Origin of the sequence: Sphingomonas sp. A2-49, assembly GCF_025548555.1 — a bacterium.
Lineage (GTDB): Bacteria > Pseudomonadota > Alphaproteobacteria > Sphingomonadales > Sphingomonadaceae > Sphingomonas.
The window spans coordinates 197,152-220,029 of sequence record NZ_JAJLPA010000002.1 but is presented as its reverse complement, the minus strand read 5'-3'; the positions used below and the strand labels follow the sequence as shown (position 1 = coordinate 220,029).

Genomic DNA, 22,878 nt, shown 5'->3' with positions numbered 1-22,878 from the left:
GCAGGCCGGCCCGAGGCGCAGCGGAGCACGGAAGCGCGGAAGGGTCGCGTAAGGCGGGATGAGCGTGTCGATACAGGCGGCCGAAAAGTGGAAAGGGCGAAGAACATGGCATGGCCAAAAGGAAGTGCGCAGCCACCGATCGCGAGCGGACGCGCCCGCAACCTGCCGTTCCAGGTCGCCGCCGTGTGCTGGGTAGACCTGCTCGGCTATGGCGGGATGATCGGCGCGGCCGACTTCAACCCGATTGCGCCGCAGGCCAAAACCGCGATTACGCGCCTGCGCGCGTTTCACCGGATCGTCGCCGAGCATAGCGGTCGCACCTTCCGCACCCTCGTGCTGAACGACGGCGCGGTGGTCTACCGGGATCTTTCGTTGCGCAGTTCCGGCGTAACCTACGACTTCCTGGCCCGCTCGTTCGCGCTGTTCAAGGCGCTCGAGGCGAGCGAAAAACGCAACGGCTGGTACGGCGCGCGGATGGTGCTCGCGACCGGGTTTCGCGCCAAGGGCAGCAGCCGCGCGATCGATGCCGCCGCGGGGCAGCTGGAGTCGATCCTGAGCAGGATGAAGGCGGGGCAGATCGCGCCGGAGGAAGCGATCCGGGAAGCGGCCAGCATCGAGCGCTATTTCGACGTGCTTCCGCAGTTGCAGGCGAACTTCGCCTTCACGAAAGCCTATCTCGCCGATGCGGCCGGGTCCGGCGCCGGTCTCGGCGGGCCGCGTTTCTTTGTCGACACCGCAATTTTCGAAAACGGCATTCCCACCTGGGTGCGCGCGGACGCGCCGGTGGCGTTTAAGGACCAGCGGCTTGGGCTCGGCGGCGAGTTCGCGCCCGTCTCCGAACTGACCCCGCCGGGTCACACCACGCCGGCGGTCCCCGGCATGCGCGATGCGTTGCAGATCGCCGATGCGATCGCGCCGTCGGCCAACGTGCGCGCATTGATCCGAGCCGCGCGTTGAACCTCACGCCGTCCCCTGAAAGCCGTGCTCTCGGGCACCTCCGCTGTTCGCCCGCCGATTGGGCGGGCAGCGAGATTTCCTGACTCCGAGCAGTGGCTGGCGCGAACACCTTGCTGTCCATCGAGATCGGCATGATCAAGACGATGCTCGCGTTTCGCCCCGAGCTAAGCAAGCAGGCGGTCCTCTCCTATTTCACGCGGCCCGGGCGGGACCTCAATCATCGGTTGATCGCGGAAATCGCCGGCGGACGCTGGTCTCATATTCCGGCCGCACCGGTTCAAGCGACACTCGCCTACATGGCGCAATGCCTCGGCCACCCCTATCCTCTATCCGGATCCTATGCCGATGACGAGGAGTCGACGGATTTGACGCGACTGGCGACGATGGAGTTGACGTGGTGGCCAGTCGGGCAGGGCCTGTTCATGTCCGGCCGCCTGTTCTGCATCGCCGGCGGTCAGTTCAACTGGGTCTACGACTGCGGCTCCACCTCGGGCGCGGCCGAGCGCGACCGAGCGATCGCTACGTTTCGCTCTCGGCTTGCGGGCCGCCGTCTTGACCTCGTCGTTCTCTCTCACTTCGACAGCGATCATATCAACGGGATCGTCAGGCTGATCCGCGGCACGCCTGTTCGCACCCTGCTCCTTCCCTATGTGCCGCTGTGGCAGCGGCTGCTGATCGCGCTCGGAGAAGGCATCGGGGCGGACAACGCGCTTCTCGACTTCTATCTCGATCCAGCAGCCTATCTCGCCGGTATCGACGGCAGCGAAATCGACGAGATCGTCTTCGTGCCCGGTGCCGGCCCGGACGACATTGCGCCCGGTTCGGAGGATGAACCTGATCCCGACCGGCCGATCGAGGGGGGCAAGGTCGAATATGGTCCACCGCCACAAGGCAGCGAGGGCGACCCGGCTCTTGCCGGCCAAGCGAACGTCCAAGTGCGCACTCTCGCGCCCGGGGGCCGGATCATTGTCCCGTCGCTCTGGGAGTTCGTGCCCTATAACGACGCCGCAATGCAGCCGCTCGCCGACGCCTTCTTCGTCGTTCGCGTTAAGCGCGTCGCCGGTGCTCTTCTGGCAGGGCGACGGCGACAATCGGTGATGCTGCGACTCCTCAAGAGGATCTACCAGCGGACGTTTGGCTCGGGCTCGGTACCGGCGAACATCATCTCGCTATTCCTTTATGCCGGCCCGATCGGAACACGCATCCGGTTCGACCCCGTGGCGGGGACCGCTCCGTTTCGGATCAATCTCAATCGAGACAATCTGGCGCAGCTCGCCACGGGGGATGGCTTTCTGGACACGCCCGCCCGGCTGGTGGCGCTGCAGCGCTTTTATGTGCGGAATCGACGGCTCGATCGCGCTGGGCTTCTCCAAGTGATGCACCATGGAGCGCGCCCCAATTGGCAGCCCGGGCTCGCCGCTGTCCTCAAGCCCGCCGCCAGTATCTTCTCGTCAGACCCTGATTACACCCACGCGCATCCGGCTCCTGAAGTGCTGCGCGATTTCTGGTCCTGGTGCCCGGTCCGCGTGGACAAAGTGACCGGATTCAGCCTTGTAGCAAACCTGGAATTGCGCTGAAGGCTGCGCGCTCGGCATCTTCGACGTTCGGCGAGCCCGAACCGTGATCGTCGAGGGTCACCAGCGACACCGCTACCTGTCCGCCCTTCACGCACTTGGTCGCCCGCCAGCGGGGCCGCACGACCTTTACGTGATGTCATCTCCGCTCGTGTTCAGGCCTGGCCTCACTGCCGAAACTTAACGCGCAGACGCCGCGCGCGTTTACGGAACGCCTGCTCGCCGCCTTCGAGAATGTCGCAGACGCGCTCGCGGATGACCGCGTCCTCGAGCCCGCCCGCAACGTAGCTGATCGTTGGCAGGCCGCCGCCCTCCCGCCGTCCCGCACTCGCCACGATCACCTGGTCGGCATCGGTGTTGACGACGAGATTGGCGTTGTGGGTGACCATTATAACCTGGCGGTTCGCTTTGACGGTAATGAACAGCCTAACCAGCTCGTCAAAGATCGATTGGGGTCGAGTTTCTCCTCCGGCTGGTCGATGATGAGCGGGCGATCATCGTCAGTATCGAGCGCGAGGTAGAGGAGCAGCAGAACGATCCCGCGCGCGCCCGGTGACAGGCTCCGGATGTCGGCCCGTCAAAATCGACGCTGTAGCGAACCTGAATGTGGTCGGTATTGTAGAGCCACTTGGCGAAGCGTTTCAGCCAGGCGCGGTAATCGGCACGGCTGCCCGCCGCCTCGAGCAGCTCGTCCTGGTTCTTTTGTCGTGTAACACGCTTTCGCCGAATACCGCCTTCCATGCCCCGCAGGTAAATAGCAATAATCAGCGTTATCGCTAATTATGATGCGGGGCATATGACGTGCGGAGTGTGACCCGGAGAATGAGTTTTGCGACACGGTTCGCCGCAAACGCTGACACTTTCCTTTTTCGATTTGCATCGGTCGTATAGGTTCAAAGACACCCTCAAGCGTGCGGAGGCGACCCATAATGGGGAATGTCGATCTGATTAAGATGCAAACGAAGATCCGCTCGATGACGTTTGAACGTGGCACACCAGATCAAATTGCACTTTGGCGTGACGATCTGGCGGAAGCGCGCGCTAATCTGGTCATCGAGGGGCTTGTACCGACGGCAAATGACGATGAGATGTTTGCAATGATGCTTGACGAGGGCGTTCCACCAAGATTGATGCCAACGCTTATACTTCAGCTTTACCTACAAGACGGTCGCCGCTGAGTTCATGCGTTATCTGCGGCAATAATGAGGTCGGCCTGAATCAAAATCTTCTCGGGTTCTTCAAACGGCTACGAACTTACGGCTACGGAACGCTAACCCCTAACCAACTCCGCTGCGACCGCCATTTGGTGCCGTCTGGCCATCGCATCAATCCCGGTCAACGAGTCGGCCGTGTCGCGCACCTGCTCGCTCAACAAGCCAAGATCGTCCGAGTAAAAGACAGAGGAACGCCGACGTACGCGCTCGTCCTGGATGCGGGATGCAGCTTTCTGCGCAACGCTGGTCAGGCACGAACGGTCGTCAAAAGCACGAACTCACGGCGTGTAGCCGGACCTTTTTCAAGTAGCATCTCGCGTATGAGCATTCCGGTTCGTGCTTTTGACGACCGATCACCACGGCAGCCCCGTTAGCGCAATGCTGCGGTCCGCGTGGATGTGCGACGTCGCGCAACGATTGTCGAGGGTTCGCTGCGGCCCAGACGACAGCCCAGGTCTGCGAATGCCCTTCGGGGAGACGGATAGGGCCGCTAGACCGCCGCAGGTATGGCGTATCTAGATGCTGTAGGAAAAAAGCGATTTGCAGCGCGAGTGCGTGTAGATTGAATTCCTGGTAGAGGAGGTGTGCCACGTGGCACACCTATCTTCAGCGCGAGCGACGAAGTATATTTGAGCTATGGCCAGGGCGCAGCCTACCTCAACCAGCACTTCGGTTCGTGACCCGAAAACAGGTCGTTTTCAGACCGTGCGCGGCGTCGGTGCGCTCAACGGCCGCCTGAAATTGGAAAAGGGCGTTGATCTTACCAAACCGATCGCGCCTCAGGTGCTGAAGGGCGGCGGATCCCTGAAGAATGCTGCTCAGAACCTGAAGAGACGCCTTGTCGCTAACGAATAGCAGACTTTGGCCAGCGGGCGACAATGCCGAAGGGATGCGCGCTTGGAGCAAGCGCTTAGTCGACGGGACCTCCGCTTCAGGCCACACCCCGCCGGCACGCCTCGGAACTTCGATAAATTGCTGCCCTCACGGTTGACGATCGCTAGGCTGATGCGGGCTGCCCTGACCGGGCAGGCGTTAGGCACGTCGCGGCACTATTTAGAACAGGTCATTGACCCTCCGGTCCGGCCTGTAATGCCTCAAGGATGGGGCAGCCCAGGCCGTCTTCGCCGTGCTCACACTGCGCAGAGATCGCGACCAACGTCTTCTCCAATCGCGCCAAATCGCGCAGCTTGGCGCGCACGTCGGCTAGATGACGCTGCGTGAGCGCATTGGCTTCGCCGCAGGCCTCGGAACCAGATCCGCCTAGACTCAGGAGCCCTCGCAGCTCGTCAATCGAGAAGCCGAGTTGACGACCGCGTAGGATAAACGCGAGTTGCGCCTCGTCGTCGGCCGAATAGAGCCTGTGCCCAGACGCTGTTCGATCCGGCGCGTCGAGCAGCCCGATTTTCTCGTAGTGACGCACGGTCTCGATGTTGCATCCGAACCGCCGGGCAACGTCGCCACGCTTCCTGGACCGTCCCGCAATCACCATTAAAATACCTCTTGAACCTGTAGTCACTACAGACCCTATAGTCTTTTCATACAAGGATCGGAACCTGGAATGGATCGACCATCAACATCCGGCAGCCTGAGTGATCGCCGTGCCGGCTGGCTCGCCGCAGGCGGCATCGCAGGCGCGCTGCTTGCGTCGTCCTGCTGCTTGCTGCCTCTTAGTCTTGTCCTGATCGGCGTCAGCGGTGCGTGGATCGGCAATCTTGCTGTGCTCGAGCCCTACACCCCGCTGTTCGCGGTCGTGACGTTGGGGCTGATCACAGTAGGTCTCTGGCACGCCTATCACGGGCAGCCAAACAGATGCGCTGAAGGGGCCTGCGCAAGCATCCGTCGCCGGACGCTCACCCGGACAGTGCTCTGGCTCGGTGCCGTGCTGGTCATTCTCGCGCTTACCACTCGGTGGTGGGCACCCGTTTTCTACTAGGAATCCCGATGAACCGACATCTCGTGCTCACACTCGCTGCGTTCTGCCTGCCCTCAGCGGCCATCGCCGCCCCTGAACGAAGCGTCACGTTTGCGGTCAGCAATCTCACATGCCCGACCTGCCCGATCGCGGTGAAGGCGGCGATGGGACGCGTGCCCGGCGTCACCCACGTTACTGTGGATTTCTCGACCAAGATCGCGACAGTGAATTACGACCCGGCGCGCGCGACGCCTGCAGGGATCGCGGCGGCCTCGACCAAGGTCGGTTATCCCGCACGGATTGCGACACGATGAGCCGGGGGGCTGACGCGACGGCGATCGAACCAAGATCGACGATTACCTGTCCGAAGTGCGGACACGTCGAAACCGAGACGATGCCGACGAATGCGTGCCAATTTTTCTACGACTGCAAGGGTTGTGCCGCAGTGCTCCGGCCGAACGCTGGTGATTGCTGCGTCTACTGTTCGTTTGCCGACGTCCCATGCCCGCCCATTCAGGAGGCTCGGCTGACCGGGGGCGTGGCGAGTTGCTGCGGCTAGAGTCGCGAAATGAAATCTTCAAGCGCCGGGAATGATCTGCGCGTGGAGTGGCACTCCTCGAGAGCAGATAAACCAAGGGCCGCCTTTTTTGGGCGGCCCCAGTCTGTTAGTACCCTCTCGGGAAACGGACACGCCCGATAAGCCGCCGCAGGTTCACTCTATATATATAAGGGCAGCGGAGAAGAAAACCGTAATACCTGCCTTACGGCGGTCCCGTGGGACTGATCGCAAGGGCGTTTGTGCTTATCTTGGGTTTCACGAACTTGGCGGCTTGCTTTGATCGCAGGCGTCAACCCGCCGCCCTGAAGGTACCATCGACGAAGCTGCCTCGCTCGACCTTACCGTTGAGCCTGCGGATCATCACTTCGGGATTGTCGCTGTCGAGCGAATAGAGGGGCACGTCCTTCTTGGCGTAAAGCCGAACGCCGGCTTTGGCCAAACGTCCCGTTACCCGCTCGAGCGCTTGCGTGCTGGCCTTCACGTTGTGCTGGACCACCGCCTCGGAAGGCGCGGGTGCAGTCACCGTCACGCTTCCGAAGCGGGTCTTGCGCCTTCTCACCTTGGGGTTGCCAAGCTGAATTATCGCGTGGGTCGCCATATCCTACCCTCCTGCGGCAAGGTTAAATCGTTATCTCAAGATAACGCCTGTGGCCTCTCTCCGCTACAGCCGGTCGCGCGATCGCCGTCGATATCAAAGCGCGTTCTACAATCGCAGCCGAATGGCGCCCAGCAAACGTTGCAGGTGTGCCACGTGGCACACTCTCTCTCAGATCATGCCTGCATGGCGCCACGGACCGCGTTGATCACTGCGACTTAATTGGCCGATCAGCAGCGCATCTTCGGGTCGCGATGTCCAAGTCGTTCCGGCGACGTTGAGTTGCAGGAGCGCGGTCATCCCCCGAAGAAAGCTAGATAACTCCCTGACCGGCTTTCAAATCCTATTTGAACCCTCATGCATCCAGGCCTATATCGGACGCAACATGGCCCTCCCCTCTGTTGCCGCTGGCAACAAGGGGCGGCCTTCTCCGTATCTGGGCCGGATGCTTGCGCCCTATACCACGCCCTCTCCTTAGTTTCGCCGATCAGATCGCGCTTCTCAAACCGCGCGGCTTGGTCGTGCCGATATGAATGGCAGTCGAGGCATGGAATTTCGAGACCTTGTCCTGGTTGCTCGAGATGGCGCATCCCAACGATCGTGCCGCCACCGGCAAGCGCTACGGCCTTCTTCCCAACACGCTGGTGAGCTGGATCAAGACGCTCGCGTTCGTGCGCAACATCAGCGCGCATCATGCCCGTCTGTGGAACGCAGGCATCATTAGCCGTTGGAGCGCAAGCCGTTCGAGGCACCGCAGCTCGTGCATATTGATGGCGATCTGGAGCGGCGCACGCGTGTAAATGGTGTCGTGGCCGTGGCCAGCTGCTTCGTCAGGCGGATCAATCCCGGGACATTCTGGCCGTCCCGCATGAAGGCGCACTGGCAAGCGTTCCCTACGATGCCGTTCGCAAGTCTCTTCCAAAGCGGTTTCTTGGCCGGCTGGGACGCAGAAGCGATCTGGCCTGATTTAAGGGGCTTGCGGCACGACTCCGCCGGAGCCGGCTTTATCGGCACGTTTCTGCCAACCGAGCCACCGCACCGGCGTCTCAGCCCTGACGGATGACGATCCTCCCGTGAGGTGTGCCACGTGGCACACCTATCGCCCCGCGCGCATGCGCGGCACTGAGCCCGTCATGCGCCGCACCCCGCCCCGGAGGCCCGCCAGCGCAGGGACCACCAAGCGGCTGCTCGCCGAGCGTCGTCAGCTTTGACGTCGACTAGCGCTGAAATCTGTCAGGCTATCCTTGGGGGGCGGTCGCAACGCTCGACAGATCCGTCGCCGTGTCGATCGGCACGCCGGCTTCCTTCCGTTCCGAGTAGCGATCGACGAGCTGGACCGCATGAGGGCGCAGCAGCACCGTGAACCGCACCAGTTCCTCCATCACGTCGACGATCCGGTCATAGTAGCTGGACGGCTTCATGCGCCCGGCATCGTCGAACTCGTTGAACGCCTTGGCAACGCTCGATTGGTTAGGGATCGTGACCATCCGCATCCAGCGGCCCAACACGCGCAGCGTGTTGACGCTGTTGAACGACTGCGACCCCGCCGACACCTGCATAACCGCCAGCGTGCGTCCCTGCGTCGGTCGCATCCCGCCCATCGACAGCGGAAGATGATCAATCTGCAGCTTCATGATGCCCGTAATCTGGCCGTGCCGTTCGGGGCTGCACCACACCTGTCCTTCCGACCATAGCGACAACTCTCGCAGCTCGTGGACCGCCGGATGATCGTCGCCGGCGTGTTGGTCAGGGAGCGGCAGGGTGGACGGATCGAAGATGCGCGTTTCACACCCGAAGAAGCGGAGCAGGCGCGCCGCTTCTTCGACGCACAGCCTGGAAAAGGACCGTTCGCGCAGCGAGCCATAGAGCAACAGGATACGCGGCGCGGGATCGAGCGATCGGAGCCCCAGGGCCGGCCGCTGGATGGCGTAGGCAGGATCAAGCGCCGGCAAGGTGTCGGGATCATGGAGCGTGCGGAGCGGCATCAGAGAGCTTTCACGAGATAGGCGGCCGACGCGGGGCACAGCGCGGTAAATTCGCGCGGTGCGGCGACAGCCCGGGGAGCGGCACCGCGATCGGCGTCGGTATAGCCTAGCGCTCGGAAGAACGATGCAGCCGTTGTCGTCAACAGATGCAGGCGCTCCACCCCGCGGTTGCGGGCCTGTTGTTCGAGGGTGGTGACTAATGTCCGTCCCACGCCATGTCCGCGGCGATCGGCGAGGATGACTATCGAGCGGAGCAGGCGGTCGGCCCCCTCCCCCTCAAGACCGCCATACCCGACGAGGCTATCCGCCTCGAACCGGAAGAACAGGCGGCCAGGATCGGCGAGATCGGCGCTCGGCAGGTTCGCGGCGTCGAGACACCATGCCAATCCGGCCAGCTCGCCCGGATCGAGCAACGCGGCTGCCATTTTCGTCACGCAACGCTGATCCTGATCGCGAGCGCTGCGAGCGTGATGAGCAGCACTGGCACGGTGAGCGTCACGCCAACACGAAAGTAATAGCCCCATCCGATCCGCACGCCCTTCTGGCCAAGGACGTGAAGCCATAACAGCGTCGCGAGCGAGCCGATCGGCGTGAGCTTGGGGCCGAGGTCGCAGCCGATCACGTTGGCATAGATCATCGCTTCCTTGATCGCACCCGTGGCGTGGGTGGCGTCGATCGACAGCGCGCCCACCAGTACGGTCGGCATGTTGTTCATCACCGACGACAGGACGGCCGCGATCACGCCTGTGCCGAATGCGGCGCCCCACACGCCGCCTTGAGCGGTGCGATCGAGCAGCACCGCCAGATGGTCGGTCAGGCCCGCGTTCCGCAAGCCATAGACGACCAGGTACATGCCGAGAGAGAAGATCACGACCTGCCACGGCGCGCCGCGCAGCACCTTGCCGGTCTGGATCACATGGCCCCGCCCCGCGATTACCAGCAGGAGGATAGCGCCGGCAGCGGCGACGGCGCTGACCGGCACGCCGACGGGTTCGAGCAGGAAGAAGCCGGCGAGCAACAGCGCCAACACGATCCATCCGGCGCGGAAGGTCGCGACGTCACGGATCGCTTCGCGGGGCACGCGCAGCGCGCCCACGTCATAGTCTTCCGGTAAGTCGCGCCGGAAGAACAGCAGGAGCGCCCCCAGCGTGGCGACGATCGACACCAGATCGACCGGCACCATCACGGACGCATATGTGCCGAACCCGATCTTGAAGAAGTCGGCCGACACGATGTTGACGAGATTCGACACGACCAGCGGCAGGCTGGCCGTGTCGGCAATGAACCCGGCCGCCATGACGAACGCCAGCGTCGCCTTGTCCTTGAAGCCCAGCGCCCGCAGCATGGCGATGACGATCGGCGTCAGGATCAGCGCCGCGCCATCGTTGGCGAACAGCGCGGAAACCGCCGCGCCGAGCAGCACGATCAGAACGAACAGCCGGCGACCATGCCCCCTCCCCCAGCGCGCGACATGCAGCGCCGCCCATTCGAAGAAACCGGCTTCATCGAGCAGCAGGCTTATGACGATGATCGCGACGAACGCGGCCGTCGCGTTCCAGACGATGCCCCACACGACGGGCACGTCGGACAGCGTGACGACGCCCGCGCGCAGCGCCACGACGGCGCCGCCCATCGCGCTCCATCCGATGCCGAGCCCCTTGGGTTGCCAGATGACGAGCGCGATTGTGGCGACGAAGATCAGGACGGCAAGGAGCATCAGGCGATGCGCTGACCCGAGGCATCGACCACCTTTTGTCCGTCCTCCTTTGCGAACGCGCCGAGCTGATCGTCCGGCAGCAGATCAAGCACGGCTTCGGACGGCCGGCAGAGCTTCACGCCGAGCGGAGAAACGACCAGCGGCCGGTTGATGAGGACCGGATGCGCCATCATCGCGTCCACCAACGCATCGTCGGACAGCGACGTGTCGCCCAGGCCCAACTCCGCATAGGGTGTCCCCTTCTCGCGCAGCAGATCGCGAGGCCTCATGCCGGCGCGGTCAATCAGCTCGACCAGCAGAGCGCGCGTGGGCGGGGTTTTAAGATACTCCACGACATGCGGCTCGATGCCGGCATTGCGGATCAGGCCCAGCGTGTTGCGCGACGTGCCGCATTCGGGGTTGTGATAGACGACGATATCGACGGCCAAGGGGCGTCCTTTCAGCAGCAAGGGGTAAGTTCGGCGATCAGCGGAGCGCACAGCTCCGCATTGCCGGCGCAGCAATCCTTGACGAGGAACAGCGTGAGCGCGCGCAGGCCACCCAGATCGGCACGGTAGATGATTGAGCGGCTATGCCGTTCGGATCGTACCAACCCGCCACGGGCCAGAATGCCGAGGTGTGCGGACATGGTGTTTTGCGGCACGTCGAGCTGGCGGGCAATTTCGCCCGCCGCCAGGCCATCGGGCTCGTGGCGCACCAACAGGCGAAACACGTCTAGACGTGTCCCTTGTGCGAGCGCACCGAGTGCTGAAATTGCCGATTCGTTTTCCATATATCCAGCATAGCGGATATTAATGGCAGTGAAAGCGAGCGGGAGCGATGACGAAGGGCGTCACAATGTTGTCGAGCGACTCCGCTACACGGTCAGGATTGCGACGTTCTAACGCGAGGAGACGCTGGTGACGCGGTCCTTCAATCCGCTGTTTGCGCACGAGGTCATCGAGTGTGTGAGCGAGGGACGCAGTCCAACCACGCCTGAGTTGTTCCGCCTTGCTGAACGGATCTGGCGGGAGGGCGCGGCTGAGCGCTCCGCTTTCGCCTGGGGTCAGCTCGCTTCTTCCGACCCGGAGCGGTTATGCTCCTTGCGTGCTGCCGTAGCTGCGGCAGTCGGCAGTGGAGAATAGCCCGGCACCTGCGCGGTCCTTGACAGCCGAGCGAATGTGCATATATTGTGCATAGTTTAAGCGGAGATGTGAGATGGCGACAGCCTTCCTTGTTGATGAGCAACGCGCCACCCGGTTGGCGTCCGGCTTCGTCGCGAGCTTGCAGGAGCCAAGAACGCCGTATATCTCGCCAAAGCGGGTCGCTCAGGTGCTCGGGGTTCAGTTATCGCGGCTGGCGGAGATTGCGGGAGTCCATCGCAATACGCTCGCCAATCCCGCGTCGGAGCGGCTCCAGGATCGCTTGCGCGACATGGTGCGCGTGATCCTGGCTGCGGGCGAACTGACCGGCGACATGGAGCAGGCGATCTACTGGTTCAGGAATGAGCCGATCGTCACCCTCAAACGTCAGACGGCTGCCGAACTCGTCGCCGGCGGTCACGCAGATGCCGTGATGGCGCATCTTTCGGAGCTCGTTGACGGCGCGAACGGCTAACCGTGCTGCGCGTCAGCGTCGGATTACGCCACTTCTATCGTTATCTCACGCCAAAGTGGGCCTTACTTGCCGCTCAGCGGGGCAGGAGCCGCGAGCATAGGCGGACGTTTCAATCGGCCCGGAGTCGAGGCGCTATACCTCTCGGCGGAGCCTGAGACGGCGCTTGCCGAGTACAAGCAGGGGTCGAGCCTGCCTCGGCCAGCGACGCTTGCAGCCTATGAGCTTGATCTGACCGATGTTTTCGACCTGTCCGCCGGCTACGATCCGGACCATTGGGCAGCGCCGTGGGCGGCCTGGACCTACGACTGGCGCTGGATCGCGCGGGTCGAGCACAAAGTGCCACCGTCGTGGCAGCTCGGCGATGAGGCGATCCGGTCGGGTGCTGCCGGCTTGTTGTTTCCGTCGACCGATCATGCCGGCGGTACGAACCTCGTCGTGTTCAGCGCCAACCTGGCGAGCGTCGACCGGCTTGCGGTATACGACCCGGATGATATGCTACCGAAGGACCAGCGGTCATGGGAGCCGTAGGAGACCGATCCCGTGTGCAGCCGATCACACGGTAGATACCTTAAGTATCTGTTCTGAAAAGATAATCCTTTAGTCCGATACATCTGTTATGTAAAATCGTTGCATTTCGATTTATCTGTTTTGCGCATTTGCCGTTGGTCGACCAGCGTCGGCATCCTGCTTGGGCCGCATAAGCAGCGCGTGTGGACAAGACTTGGGAGGACGGGCTGCGCTCGGAGCATCCCGCCGATACACAAGGCGGGTACGTTCAGGGCCGGTGCTGATGCAGGCGACCAGACGATAGTCGCTCGCAAGCGCCCGATCGACGATGCGCCTGGTGGCGAGATTGCCAAAGGCAAATCGTGGATAGTCGTCGACGATGGCGACGGGCCTGGTTGCCAGGGTGCGCGTCACCTCCTGCACGGGGTCGACACCGATCGCGGCGGAGGTCGATTCATCCCGCGTCGCCAAGTGACCGGGAAACGACCATTTTGTCGGCAGACACGACCCGGTCAGCATGTAGAGGGCCGGATAGCCGTCATAAACATAGATGCAATCGCCTGTCGGTTTCGCCGCCGCAGCCACTGCCATGGCTGCTTCCCGGCCGCCTTTGTATCGCTCACTAACGGCAAGCACGGCCTGACCGGCAGCCAAGGTCGTTGCGAGCGCGAGAACGATGCCGATCCTCCTCCTGAGGGTGCCGTCCAGCACCGGTGCAAGCAGGACGCATGCTGGCACCAGGAGCGGAATGCCATAATGCGGGCTGTCAAAGCGACCGTAGACCAGCATAGCGGCGATCGCCACAACGAACCAACCGGCAAGGATACGCCGTCCGACGTCGCGGTCGCGCCATGGCCGTGCGATCGCCACCCCGACCAGCAACGGCAACAGTATCGCCCCGATCACTGCTAAGCCGGTAATCTCAGTGCCGAGCGGTCGCCGACGCTGCCCCAATGCCGACGTGACGTTCGAGAACACGAAGTCGTGAATGTGCCCATCAGCAGCGTACCAAGCAAACGCGAGCAGCGTCGGCAGCGCAGCCGCAGCGATCCAAAGCATCCCGGAGACGACAAGCCTTGCGAAAGGCTCCCGGTCGCGGCTGCCCAGCCAGAGAAGAACGCACCCGAAATAGACACCCTCTAAGGCCACGCTGTACTTGATCTGAATCGCCAGTCCGACGGCAGTCATCGCCACCAAGCCCGCCGCTCGCGTCATGCCGGTTCGCATGGCCGCAGTCGTTACTGCGGCGCCGGCGGCTATCATCGGAAGATCGTAGAAGACCGGAGTTTGTCCGCCCTCCCCTTCCATGAAGTTCAGCCAGAGAACATACGTGGCCGCGGCGGCAAGTGCGCCGAACCTATTTGCGCGGTGTCGCGCGAGCAAGAAGACGCCGACGCCGGTGAGAACGACAAAGCAGGTTGCGACCAGCTTATATTGCAGAAAACCATCGCCCCCAAGCAGACGAACCGCCGCATAGATCAGGAAGAGGCCGACTGGCTTTCGGTCGAATACGTCGACGAATGGAACCGCTCCTTGGAGCATGCGATCGCCGACAAGCAGGTAGAACTGCTCGTCGAAGCCCAGCACCGGGTTGCCGAAGGTGCGCGCTCGGGCGACGATCGCGAGCAGCGCAAGCGACGTCAGTGCGATCACCGCCTCGCGCCACAATGGTGGGAGGCGTACTTGAGGCGCCGGCGTCAGACCGGTCAGAGTCTCGGTGTCGCTGCTGGTGCGCTTGCCGGACTGGCATCGCTCGGCGCTTCCGCTGCGGGGTCCTGTGGGGCGGAAGACATAGGTTGCGCCGCGTCTTCGAACGGGCGAATCGCATCGCTCGATACGGTTTTTCGGCCGTGAAGCTGATCGATCTCGGCCTGCCGGGTGCGCATGTAGAGCGCGCGGCGGCTCTCGTACGGATCAGCGCTTTCCCGGATCGCTTGGAACTGGCCGTCACGCTCCGCTCGCCGGTCGAGTACCCGCAAGGTACCGGTCGACACGACATAGGCGCGTCCACCCAGCGGCAGGAACGATAGCCCCAGGAGCCGGTCAACTCCTCCGCCGGCGATGTCGCGTACGGTCGTCGGCCCGATCAGGGGAAGGAACACGAAGGCACCAGGTCCGACGCCATAATAGCCCAGCGTGTTGGCAAAACCATTCGGGCGACGGGGCAGCTTGAACGGTCGGCGTTTCGCAAGGTCGAGAATGCCGGCGATGCCGATGGTGCTGTTGATCGCAAACCTGCCAACGGTCTCGGCGGCCTTGCCGGGCTTGAGCTGTAGCAGGTAGTTTAGCGCAACGTTCGGCTCGTGCAAGTTGTTGGCGAAGTTGCGGAAGCCGCTTCGCACCGGGTCGGGCACGACGCGCTTGTATGCAAGCGCGGCCGGACCGGTGATAGCCTCGTCGACCGCCTGTGTAGCTGCGAAAGAGCGGACGTTCACCGCTCTGATCGGATCGCCGGGCGGCCTGGCGGTCACGACGATGTCGCCTGTTTGCGGGGCACTCGTTTCCGCAGAGGCCGCTCGGTTCGCTTGAGACGAAACTTCGGCATCAATCGTCGGAGCGGCCGGAACAGCCTGTTCTTGCCGCACCGCCTCAGCACCTGGCCTTCTCCAAGCTTCCGGAAGCGCGGCGCGCCCGGCCTGTCCAATGGCCCGCCGCTGATCAGTCGGATCACTGGCTTGTGGGACAGAGGCAGCATTGTTAGCATCGGAGCGTTCGCCGCACGAGGACGCCAGCATGATCAGCGCGGCCGCTGCGGTGATGCTCATGCGTCATCTTCCAGTTCCAAAATAGTTTTGCACGGCGTCGGCCGTTCCAAAACAAGCCGGCTCATCGGCCGTCCGGGCGCATGGCCAGCCCGTGCCGGTAGTTCACCACAATGCGGAGCGGGGTAAGCCCCCCACCTGCTTCTGCAGAGGCCGCGGCCGCCTTCGGCTTGGACCATCCGAGGCGAGGATTGCCCGCGAAACCGATCCCGTCCAACGACAGGTTGAACCGGTGGTCCCGGTTGCGGTCGTGCAGGAGGCTCACGGCATACCTGCCGGCCCGCGGCAGCCGGACGCAGAGCCGGACCGATCCGGCAGTGGGCGCGGCGGTCTCGACGCGGCGGAACGGCTTCCCGGCAGCGATCAGGTGACTGTCGTCGGCCAGGAAATCTTCGTCCGTTGGCGGGTACACCTCAAGTTTCAGCAGTCCGGTCCGGTCTCGCAAGCCGACCACGTCTACGAGGAACGCCGGTCCGGGCTCGCCGGGCCGGCACGCAGCCGCGACCTTACCCAGCTCAAGATTGGAGACGACCTGCGCTGTGACCATCGCTACGGGCATCGCTTGCGAAAACATCAACCCTGCACCTTCCTCATCAATCCCGCCGCCGCCGAGCAGAGCGCCACAGCGACATGAGCGGCAATTACCAGGCCTCCGAGCATGGCCATGGCCGGCACGACCTGGGCATCCCGCCCGAGCAGGATCGCAACCAGTCCCGCGAACACAACGTCCTTGGCGGGAAGGAACGGCAGCCGCGAGAGCATCATCCGCATGGTGACGAGCACCAGGAGCCCCGTCGCCGGTAGCGCGGGTAGGAGCAGGTGCCACAGCACGCCCAGCAGCAGCATCGAACCGACGATCCGCAGGACGTGGGTTATGAAAATCGCCCAGAGCTCGCTAGTTGGAAGCGAAAACAGCCTTCGCCGCAGCAGGAACATCGCGAGCGAAGATGCCGCGATAAGCCCGGCCGAGATCGCGAACGCTTGCCCTAACGAGCCCACCACAACGCGGGCCAACAGTCCGCTGCTTGCGATCATGAGGCCCAGCGTGACCACGTTGCCCGCTACGGCCGACAGCACGGCCACGTCTTTAACCGCACCAAATGGAGAGGTGGCGAGTTTCGCATGTCGCCTGGCCCACAGATAGAACTGGGCCTCGCCCGAATAGCCGAATACCAGCTCGTTCGCGACCTGCTTGCGCATAAGTGCAGCGAGGCCTGCCACCGGCAGCCGCCACAGGCGTCGAAAGACAATCCAATCGCATGCCGAGGGCAACAGGTAGAATGCCGCGAAGACCGACCAGAAAAATGGGTCAACAGGCGCATCTCGGGCGACTTGGACCAGCCTGGCACCACCCAGCTGCGCGGCGACAGCGATGAGGATCGCAAACGACAGTAGCGCGCCTGCCCACCATTGCGGGTCGGTAGGCAGGCGACGCGGGGCATGATCCGAGTGACCTTGCGCGGCGGTAACGGCGACCGCAATCCCGCTCACGAAGCATGTTCCGCGTAAGGCATCGGCTCGATCAGATCCGGACCCGTCCGTCGAGATCGCTCGAGGACGTCTTGCATTGACACCAGGTAAAGCTCGGCGGCACCTTCGAGAGTGAAACGCCGAGCCCGCTCGCGGCAGGCTGCGCGATCAAGCGGGCGACTCGGCTCCCCGCGCATCGCGGCGGCAAACAGGACGGGATCTCCTCGCGGTACAATGGTGCCAATGCCGGCATCGAGCAGCGCACGCACGCCTGGGCCGCAGTCGCTGGCGACGATGCGCCGACCCGCCGCCAGCGCCTCGATCAGCGCAGCAGGAACCCCTTCGTATCGCGACGACATCAGCACCACGTCATAGTCTCGCATGCGCCGCGCGGCGTCGGGCACATGTCCCGCGAAAGTGACCTGTTCGCCGATCCCAAGCGACACCGCCAGCGACCCGAGCTCGAGCCGCAGCGGACCGTCACCCATAAGCGTGAGAGTATCGTCCGACCCGCGGCCAAGCGCGAACGCTCTCAGCATCAGCGAGAAATCTTTTTGGTGGACGAGCCTGCCGACCGCCAGAAATCGGATCTTACCGGCCATGCCGAACGACGTGCCCCCCGAGGCGACAATCTGAGCCTCGTCGATAGCAGGGTCCGGGACGACGACCCGATCGACGGGTCCAAGCTGGGCGTCGACATCCGGAAGGATACTTTCTTCCATCACAATCCACCGGTCGATGTACTTGGCCTGGAGGCGCAACCAGGTCGTCCACGCGTGGCGGGCGATGGGCGGCAGGTCGGCACGGGTAAGATCGTTGCTGATCTTGGCGACGATGGGCGGGCAGCTACGCCCTAGCACCAGTTTGAGGGAGACTGCGACCACAGTGTATGTGCTGCCCGCGCAGAACACGAGATCGGGCCGCGTTCGTCGGACTTGGCCGGGCAACTTGGCGATCATCCACAGCGTCTCCCACCAAGCCGTCCCCCATCGAGGCTGGCGTGGAACGTCGAAGGCAAGGCCATCTGCCACCTCGCCACGCAGCGGGCCGTCGGCGCGACCGAGAAACAACGGGGCGTCGACGCCCAATGCGCGCCAACGCCGCACGAGGCGCAGCGCTACTCGTTCGACGCCACCCGGCTCGAAGCTATGGAGGAAGGTCAGGATGCGCACGCCGCGTCTGCTTTCAAGTCGGCGTACCGACTTACGACACGAGATCGCCGCAGCGTCGAAACCGTCTCGGCTATGCTGGACATCACCTTGGGCTCGCCGCAGTCTCCCGGATGCACACCGACCCGCATGATCCTGAATGGCGCGAGGCGGCGCGCCACAGAGGCTACGGCGAGTGAGGACGCCATGCGCGCCTGGGTTCTGGTGGCCCAGGTAATAACGGGCGAGTACGCCAAGGTTGCTTCGGTCGCCGGGTTCCACACACGCCAGTGGTCCTCGGCCAGATCGATAGCGGCGTCGGCAAGCGCTCTCTTCGCGCTGGGGCCGTAGAGCCAGGCCGGAGCGACGAACCCGGCAATGGGCTGGCCGGTGACGTCCTCGAGCAAGCGGCGCCCCATCTCGATCCGCACAGTCGCCTCGAAATGGCTTAGTCCGAGGAATTCTCCCTCACCGGCCGTCAGTTGGCGAGACTTGAACCGAGCGATCCGGGATGTGTGCTGCGCGTCGTCGCGATGTACGTAGCCGTGCAGGAACATCTCCACACCCTCGGCCGCCCACGCGCGCAGCCGCGCGGCGAAAGCCGATCCGCGCACGATCGGCGATCTGTCCCAGAAATTGGGCACGACGAGCATGGCCATCCGCTCGCCGCCGCAGCCCAGCAGGTGGTCGCGCAGGCAGTCCACTTCCGCCTCGTGACGCGGACAAACATCGTGTATCGCGACCAGAAGCCGCCGCTTGGGACGCTCAGCCATCAGATATGGGTCATCACGACGCTCGACGCTTCCTTGCATGCCGGACAAGACGCCGGTCGCCGCGCGGAACCTCAGTCGGATGGAAAAAAGTCTGTCGGCGCGTGCCCCGCGACGAGCAGGTGACGACAGGCAGCGAGTTCCGATGTTCGCCGACGGTCAGAAGCGGCGTGACAGCTCCAGTCGGATCGAACGGGGCCGCAACGGCGTGTATTCGCGCTCAGCCCTCACCATGAACGGGTTTCCGAACGCGAAGCGGTCCGCGCGCGCGTTGAGGAGATTGTCCACGTCGATCCTGATCCGGAGCGATGCAATCGTCGCCGCAGCGCCGGCCCGGGTCGTAGCGTAGCCGCCCATCTCGCGGTCCAAGCCCTCGTCGAAGCTGAGACGGGAGCGGCCGACATAGTCGGCAGCGACATAGAGGTCGCTGCGAATCCCCGCGATATCGAGCGTCCTGCCTAGTTCAAGGCGGCCGGTAAGGTCAGGTACGACCGGCAGGCGCCGGTCTTTCGGCAGGTCGGCTCCGTCCACGCCGCTCTCGAGGCGCGCGCGCTGCGCCGCTCCGCCGGCCCGCAGGCGCCACGAACTCGGTCGCCATTCCACCGACAGTTCCGTGCCCATGATCTCGGCATTGCCAGCGGTCCGCGTCGCGACCAGTCCGTTTAGTTGCAGGTAGTCGGACTGCACGTCGGCCCAGGTCGATCGAAATGCCCCACCCGAAAGCGACAGTCGCCCATCCGCCAGCAGAAGGCGCGTGCCGAGATCGAAGCTGCGCACTTCGTCCGCCTCGTATCGCCCCGTTCGCGCGTTGGCCGGATCAAGACCGCCCGGGCGGAAGGCCGACCCGAAGCGCAGGTAGACCAGCCGGTCCGGCGCGAGCTCGTAGGTCAGGGAAGCGCTCGGCGTGAAAACGACGCTCGCCTTGGCGCGCGTCGTCGGCGTCCCGCGCTCCTCGCGGCGTTCGTCGGTGGTCGTCGCCCGGAACAGCCGGCCTCCCCCGCCTAACCGCAGTCCGCTGACCAGCGGCGCCGAGGCGTCCGCGAATACCGCGGCCTCCGTCACTTCCCGTTGCAGCAGAAAGAACGGCGAATACACCCTGTCCGCACCGGCCAGGTCGCCGGTCGCCAAAGTCGTCGCCGAGAGGTAAGAGGCGCCGGCCAGCCACGATACCCGTCTGCCGGGTGGGGACGAGATCCTGACCTCCTGGTCGAACACGCGATGCAACCGGCGATCGCGATAGGCTTGAGCGTCGGCACGCCCGAGCGCTGACGCCGAAGCCGCTGCCGCGTATGTCTCGGTCCTATTCTGCCAGGCATGGCTCGTGGACACCGTCAGTCGCGCATCACCCACCGACCCCTCGGCCGTGCCGCTCAGGAGCTTGAAGGTCCCCTGCGACGGCTCCGGGATGCGCATCGAGCGAGTCAGGTCCTCGGCATCGCGATCGACATACTGGCTGTCGCGCTGCGAGACCCGCTGGAGCGCGCCGCCGAGATCGACCGTCCAGCCGGCCGCCGGCGCAACGCGCACGGTTAACCTAGCGCCCTCGACGGATGTCGCGTTCAGGTCACGTCGGCCGCCTGCGTTGCGGACCCATCCTCCTTGCGCCGCGGAGTACCCAACTGCACGGATTGCCGCAGTATCGCCGAGTATGGGCGCGTTCACCATGACGGTCGCGTCCGCACCAGGCCCTCCGCCCCGCACGGAGTCAAATCCGATCGTCGCCGATGCATCTACCGCGCCCAGCACGGGTCGGTTCGTCACGATGCGGTAGACCCCACCGAGCGCGCCGGTGCCATAAAGCGGCCCTTGTGGACCCTTCAAAACCTCGACTCGCGCTACGTCGACGAGCCTGAGCCCGGGCTCCGGCGCGTCGTAGGTAACGCGCGCGTCGTCGACGATCACGCTCACCGTCGCCTGGCTGAAACCGTTGAAGGGGCTGTCAGCGATGCCACGGATGAAGGGCCTGTCCCGGCCGGGTCCAAGATTGGTGAGGCTGAGTCCCTCGACCGCCCGCGCCACGTCATGAGCGTCAGCGCGCGCTCCAGGCGGACGACCGGCATCGCTGGGCTCGAAAACCGAAACGGGTGCCGCGACGCGCGACAACGCCTCGGAAAGCTTACGGCCGGTCACTACGATATCAGCCGCGGGTGGATCGGGGAGACGCGGTTTGGTGGCGACCTCGTCTCTCCTGAGTGCGACCAGGCGCCATATCGACGGACCGACACGTTCGGCCCTCATGCCCGATCGCGCGAGCATGCGCCTGAGCGCTTCCCCCGCCTCCATCCTGCCGCGAACCGCCACGCTCGTTCTCCCCCGCAGGGTCCCGTCGGTGCCGATCGAGGTGCCGGTCTGCGCCGCGAAGGTCGCAAGCGCATCCGTCAGGTCGCCCGCCGGCACGTCGACCCTGAACGTTCGATCCTGTGCGTCGGCCCTGGCGGTGACGAGAAGGCTAGCGAGGAGTGCGGTCGCGTAGACGAATCGCGTCACCATCCCTCCTCGCCTGGAGTCCTGCGAGCGATCCGAGCGCAGCGACCATTTCATCCCCCGCGGCTGGGGCCAGGACACCTGAGAAAGGACGGGACGCTAAAGCAGGATCGACCGTCACCGACCGTCCCGACGTACGCGACACGTCCGCCACCACGATAGCAAGCGGGGTTTGATCGTAGACCATCGGGCCCGCCTTCCAGGCACCCACGTCGCCGGAACGGGTCGGCATGGTCGTTGAGCGGCCATCGGCGGAACCGGTGAGCGACCGACCGGCCGACAACTCTACCTCAGGCGCGCCAGACGGGGGCATCACCGCTACCCGGCCATTGGAAACAGCCACGCGAACCATGCCTCCGCCGGTGACGACCTCAAAGCGGGTGCCCACGTCCCTGATCCGGTAACCCCCGGCTTCCACTATCACTTGACGATCGGGATCGTGGACGACCTCGAAAAGTGCGCGACCCGACAGCGTCAGACGACCTGTGCCATTCCCGCCCGCAACGAGCGCGCTGCCTGGAGCAAGCGACGCGCGCACGCCGCGGCCGAGGTCGACGACTCGCATCGTCGATGCCGCCCGATACTCGGTCGAGTTGGCCACCTGAGGGTCCGACTGCCGCAGCGCGAACGTCCCCATGGCTATCCCCGCCACGCTGGCCGCGGCGAGTCCCCATCGCACACTGCGCCGCCGTCGCGATCCGTCGCAATCCGGCAGAGATTGCTGGTCGGCTATGGCGACGACGCTCAAGAGCGAGCGGCGGTGTAGGTCGATGCGCTCGTCCAGCAGCGCGATCTCGTCGAACGCGCCACGATGACGCGGGTTCGCTTCGAGCCACGCAGTGAACGCGTCCCAGTCCATGTCGTCCCGGTCCTGCATCGCGTGCCAGCGTGCAGCCTGCTCGAAGATGTCCTCGCTCATGTCCGTCCCGTCGCCCGGGTGTCGCCACGCCGCCTTTCTTGCCTTGCCACCCCTAGACGCCGTCCGCTTTGCATACCTCAGTCCGCCAACGCACGGCGGAGATGCGCCATCGCGAGCGCGATGTGCTTCTCGACGCCGCTTCGCGTGATGCCCAGCCGGCGCGCGACCTCCGCGTGGGGCAGCCCATCGAGCTTGTGCATCCGGAATGCGCGCCCGGCGGCTTCCGGCAGCGCCGCGATAGCGGTAGCAAGCGCGCCTGCTTTCTCGCGTTCCAGAAGCACATCCTCGGCGTTCGCGCGCGGATCGGCAGGTTCTGTCCCCGAGATAGAGCCGCTTTGCGCCTTCGACCATTCACCGTCCCGCGCCGTTCGCCGCCGACGCTCCCGAGCCCGGTCGAGCACGAGATTCTGCGCGGCGCGATAGAGATAGGCTCGACCGTTGGCGACGGGCCCGCCGGCCCCATCACGGGTGCGGATCCACAGCTCCTGAAGAAGGTCCTCGGCCTCCCCGGCATCGCCAAGCCGCGCGATCAGGAAGCGGAGCAGCTCCGGGCGTAGTTCTCCCAGCAGTTGCGAGAGCCCCGATGTGGGCGGCTGGGCTTCGACGGAACGCATAAGATAATTTACCTGTGCCTCCCCGCGGCAGGCGCGGCAAGACGCAAAACCCGCCTTATCGACTGTGGTGCGTGCCCCGCGCGGCGTCTTCCTGA

At 64.2% G+C, this 22,878-nt stretch carries 26 protein-coding genes and 1 pseudogene; 10 read left to right on the top strand and 17 right to left on the bottom strand.

The window, feature by feature from the left end:
• Positions 1–87: 87 nt before the first annotated feature.
• On the top strand, positions 88–957 hold the full coding sequence (locus LPN01_RS05025; protein WP_262827260.1) for a hypothetical protein: 870 nt from the start codon (positions 88–90) through the stop codon (positions 955–957).
• A 131-nt stretch (positions 958–1,088) separates the two neighbouring features.
• Positions 1,089–2,534: an MBL fold metallo-hydrolase gene (locus LPN01_RS05020; protein ID WP_262827259.1), complete on the top strand. Its 1,446-nt coding sequence runs from the start codon at positions 1,089–1,091 to the stop codon at positions 2,532–2,534.
• Positions 2,535–2,698: 164 nt separating this feature from the next.
• On the opposite strand, the pseudogene LPN01_RS19115 reads toward LPN01_RS05020, so the two are convergent.
• A pseudogene (locus tag LPN01_RS19115) lies at positions 2,699–3,194 on the bottom strand (AAA family ATPase); the annotation flags it as partial.
• Positions 3,195–3,460: 266 nt separating this feature from the next.
• On the opposite strand from LPN01_RS19115, the gene LPN01_RS05005 reads away from it, so the two are divergent.
• A complete protein-coding gene (locus LPN01_RS05005) occupies positions 3,461–3,709 on the top strand; it encodes a hypothetical protein (protein ID WP_262827256.1) in 249 nt (82 codons plus the stop codon).
• A gap of 672 nt (positions 3,710–4,381) precedes the next feature.
• Positions 4,382–4,600 carry a hypothetical protein gene (locus LPN01_RS05000; protein WP_262827255.1) on the top strand — a complete coding sequence of 73 codons (219 nt, stop codon included), beginning with the start codon at positions 4,382–4,384 and terminating at the stop codon, positions 4,598–4,600.
• Positions 4,601–4,808: 208 nt separating this feature from the next.
• On the opposite strand, the gene LPN01_RS04995 is transcribed toward LPN01_RS05000, so the two are convergent.
• On the bottom strand, positions 4,809–5,234 hold the full coding sequence (locus tag LPN01_RS04995) for a MerR family DNA-binding protein (protein ID WP_262827254.1): 426 nt from the start codon (positions 5,232–5,234) through the stop codon (positions 4,809–4,811).
• A gap of 69 nt (positions 5,235–5,303) precedes the next feature.
• On the opposite strand from LPN01_RS04995, the gene LPN01_RS04990 reads away from it, so the two are divergent.
• From LPN01_RS04990 to LPN01_RS19065, 3 genes are read left to right on the top strand one after another with little or no spacing between them, the layout of a single operon-like run.
• Positions 5,304–5,678 (top strand): mercuric transporter MerT family protein, encoded by a 375-nt coding sequence (locus tag LPN01_RS04990; protein WP_262827253.1) that lies wholly within the window; start codon positions 5,304–5,306, stop codon positions 5,676–5,678.
• Between the two features lie 8 nt (positions 5,679–5,686).
• A complete protein-coding gene (locus LPN01_RS04985; protein WP_133192460.1) occupies positions 5,687–5,971 on the top strand; it encodes a heavy-metal-associated domain-containing protein in 285 nt (94 codons plus the stop codon).
• Positions 5,968–6,216, top strand: coding sequence for a GDCCVxC domain-containing (seleno)protein (locus tag LPN01_RS19065; RefSeq protein ID WP_240699152.1), 249 nt, complete (start codon positions 5,968–5,970; stop codon positions 6,214–6,216). The genes LPN01_RS04985 and LPN01_RS19065 overlap by 4 nt, the downstream gene beginning before the upstream one ends.
• 289 nt (positions 6,217–6,505) lie before the next feature.
• On the opposite strand, the gene LPN01_RS04980 is transcribed toward LPN01_RS19065, so the two are convergent.
• Positions 6,506–6,814 carry a hypothetical protein gene (locus LPN01_RS04980; RefSeq protein ID WP_262827252.1) on the bottom strand — a complete coding sequence of 103 codons (309 nt, stop codon included), beginning with the start codon at positions 6,812–6,814 and terminating at the stop codon, positions 6,506–6,508.
• Positions 6,815–7,344: 530 nt separating this feature from the next.
• Between LPN01_RS04980 and LPN01_RS04975 the strand changes: the two genes are divergently transcribed.
• Positions 7,345–7,611, top strand: a complete 267-nt coding sequence (locus LPN01_RS04975; RefSeq protein WP_262827251.1) for an Abi family protein — start codon at positions 7,345–7,347, stop codon at positions 7,609–7,611.
• 438 nt (positions 7,612–8,049) lie between these two features.
• On the opposite strand, the gene arsH is transcribed toward LPN01_RS04975, so the two are convergent.
• Genes arsH through LPN01_RS04950 form a run of 5 tightly spaced genes read right to left on the bottom strand, consistent with a single transcriptional unit; the run spans position 8,050 to position 11,285 of the window.
• The gene (gene arsH / locus LPN01_RS04970; RefSeq protein WP_262827250.1) at positions 8,050–8,796 is read right to left on the bottom strand and encodes an arsenical resistance protein ArsH; all 747 of its coding nucleotides are present in this window, start codon (positions 8,794–8,796) and stop codon (positions 8,050–8,052) included.
• Entirely contained in the window at positions 8,796–9,221 is a 426-nt protein-coding gene (arsN2, locus tag LPN01_RS04965) for an arsenic resistance N-acetyltransferase ArsN2 (RefSeq protein WP_262827276.1), read from the bottom strand. Before arsN2 ends, arsH begins: the two co-directional genes overlap by 1 nt.
• A gap of 5 nt (positions 9,222–9,226) precedes the next feature.
• Entirely contained in the window at positions 9,227–10,513 is a 1,287-nt protein-coding gene (locus LPN01_RS04960; RefSeq protein WP_262827249.1) for an arsenic transporter, read from the bottom strand.
• Entirely contained in the window at positions 10,513–10,941 is a 429-nt protein-coding gene (arsC, locus tag LPN01_RS04955; protein ID WP_262827248.1) for an arsenate reductase (glutaredoxin), read from the bottom strand. The genes LPN01_RS04960 and arsC overlap by 1 nt, the downstream gene beginning before the upstream one ends.
• A gap of 11 nt (positions 10,942–10,952) precedes the next feature.
• Positions 10,953–11,285 carry an ArsR/SmtB family transcription factor gene (locus tag LPN01_RS04950; RefSeq protein ID WP_262827247.1) on the bottom strand — a complete coding sequence of 111 codons (333 nt, stop codon included), beginning with the start codon at positions 11,283–11,285 and terminating at the stop codon, positions 10,953–10,955.
• A gap of 425 nt (positions 11,286–11,710) precedes the next feature.
• Between LPN01_RS04950 and LPN01_RS04945 the strand changes: the two genes are divergently transcribed.
• The gene (locus LPN01_RS04945; RefSeq protein ID WP_262827246.1) at positions 11,711–12,109 is read left to right on the top strand and encodes a hypothetical protein; all 399 of its coding nucleotides are present in this window, start codon (positions 11,711–11,713) and stop codon (positions 12,107–12,109) included.
• A gap of 66 nt (positions 12,110–12,175) precedes the next feature.
• Complete coding sequence (locus LPN01_RS04940; RefSeq protein WP_262827245.1) at positions 12,176–12,637, top strand: RES family NAD+ phosphorylase; 462 nt, start codon at positions 12,176–12,178, stop codon at positions 12,635–12,637.
• Between the two features lie 111 nt (positions 12,638–12,748).
• Here the strand turns inward: LPN01_RS04940 and LPN01_RS04935 are convergent, their stop codons facing one another.
• The 9 genes from LPN01_RS04935 to LPN01_RS04895 all read right to left on the bottom strand — a co-directional run bounded on the left by LPN01_RS04935 (position 12,749) and on the right by LPN01_RS04895 (position 22,783).
• Positions 12,749–14,269: a glycosyltransferase family 39 protein gene (locus LPN01_RS04935; RefSeq protein WP_262827244.1), complete on the bottom strand. Its 1,521-nt coding sequence runs from the start codon at positions 14,267–14,269 to the stop codon at positions 12,749–12,751.
• Positions 14,270–14,322: 53 nt separating this feature from the next.
• Positions 14,323–15,381: a VacJ family lipoprotein gene (locus LPN01_RS04930; protein ID WP_262827243.1), complete on the bottom strand. Its 1,059-nt coding sequence runs from the start codon at positions 15,379–15,381 to the stop codon at positions 14,323–14,325.
• A 61-nt stretch (positions 15,382–15,442) separates the two neighbouring features.
• Positions 15,443–15,952: a DUF2141 domain-containing protein gene (locus tag LPN01_RS04925; RefSeq protein WP_262827242.1), complete on the bottom strand. Its 510-nt coding sequence runs from the start codon at positions 15,950–15,952 to the stop codon at positions 15,443–15,445.
• A complete protein-coding gene (locus tag LPN01_RS04920) occupies positions 15,952–16,869 on the bottom strand; it encodes a hypothetical protein (RefSeq protein ID WP_262827241.1) in 918 nt (305 codons plus the stop codon). The genes LPN01_RS04925 and LPN01_RS04920 overlap by 1 nt, the downstream gene beginning before the upstream one ends.
• Positions 16,866–18,020, bottom strand: a complete 1,155-nt coding sequence (locus tag LPN01_RS04915) for a glycosyltransferase (protein ID WP_262827240.1) — start codon at positions 18,018–18,020, stop codon at positions 16,866–16,868. Before LPN01_RS04915 ends, LPN01_RS04920 begins: the two co-directional genes overlap by 4 nt.
• On the bottom strand, positions 18,008–18,769 hold the full coding sequence (locus LPN01_RS04910) for a DUF2334 domain-containing protein (protein WP_262827239.1): 762 nt from the start codon (positions 18,767–18,769) through the stop codon (positions 18,008–18,010). Before LPN01_RS04910 ends, LPN01_RS04915 begins: the two co-directional genes overlap by 13 nt.
• Before the next feature lie 156 nt (positions 18,770–18,925).
• Positions 18,926–21,256 carry a TonB-dependent receptor gene (locus LPN01_RS04905; RefSeq protein WP_262827238.1) on the bottom strand — a complete coding sequence of 777 codons (2,331 nt, stop codon included), beginning with the start codon at positions 21,254–21,256 and terminating at the stop codon, positions 18,926–18,928.
• Positions 21,216–22,169 carry a FecR family protein gene (locus LPN01_RS04900; protein WP_262827237.1) on the bottom strand — a complete coding sequence of 318 codons (954 nt, stop codon included), beginning with the start codon at positions 22,167–22,169 and terminating at the stop codon, positions 21,216–21,218. Before LPN01_RS04900 ends, LPN01_RS04905 begins: the two co-directional genes overlap by 41 nt.
• A gap of 77 nt (positions 22,170–22,246) precedes the next feature.
• A complete protein-coding gene (locus LPN01_RS04895; RefSeq protein ID WP_262827236.1) occupies positions 22,247–22,783 on the bottom strand; it encodes an RNA polymerase sigma factor in 537 nt (178 codons plus the stop codon).
• Between the last annotated feature and the right edge of the window lie 95 nt (positions 22,784–22,878).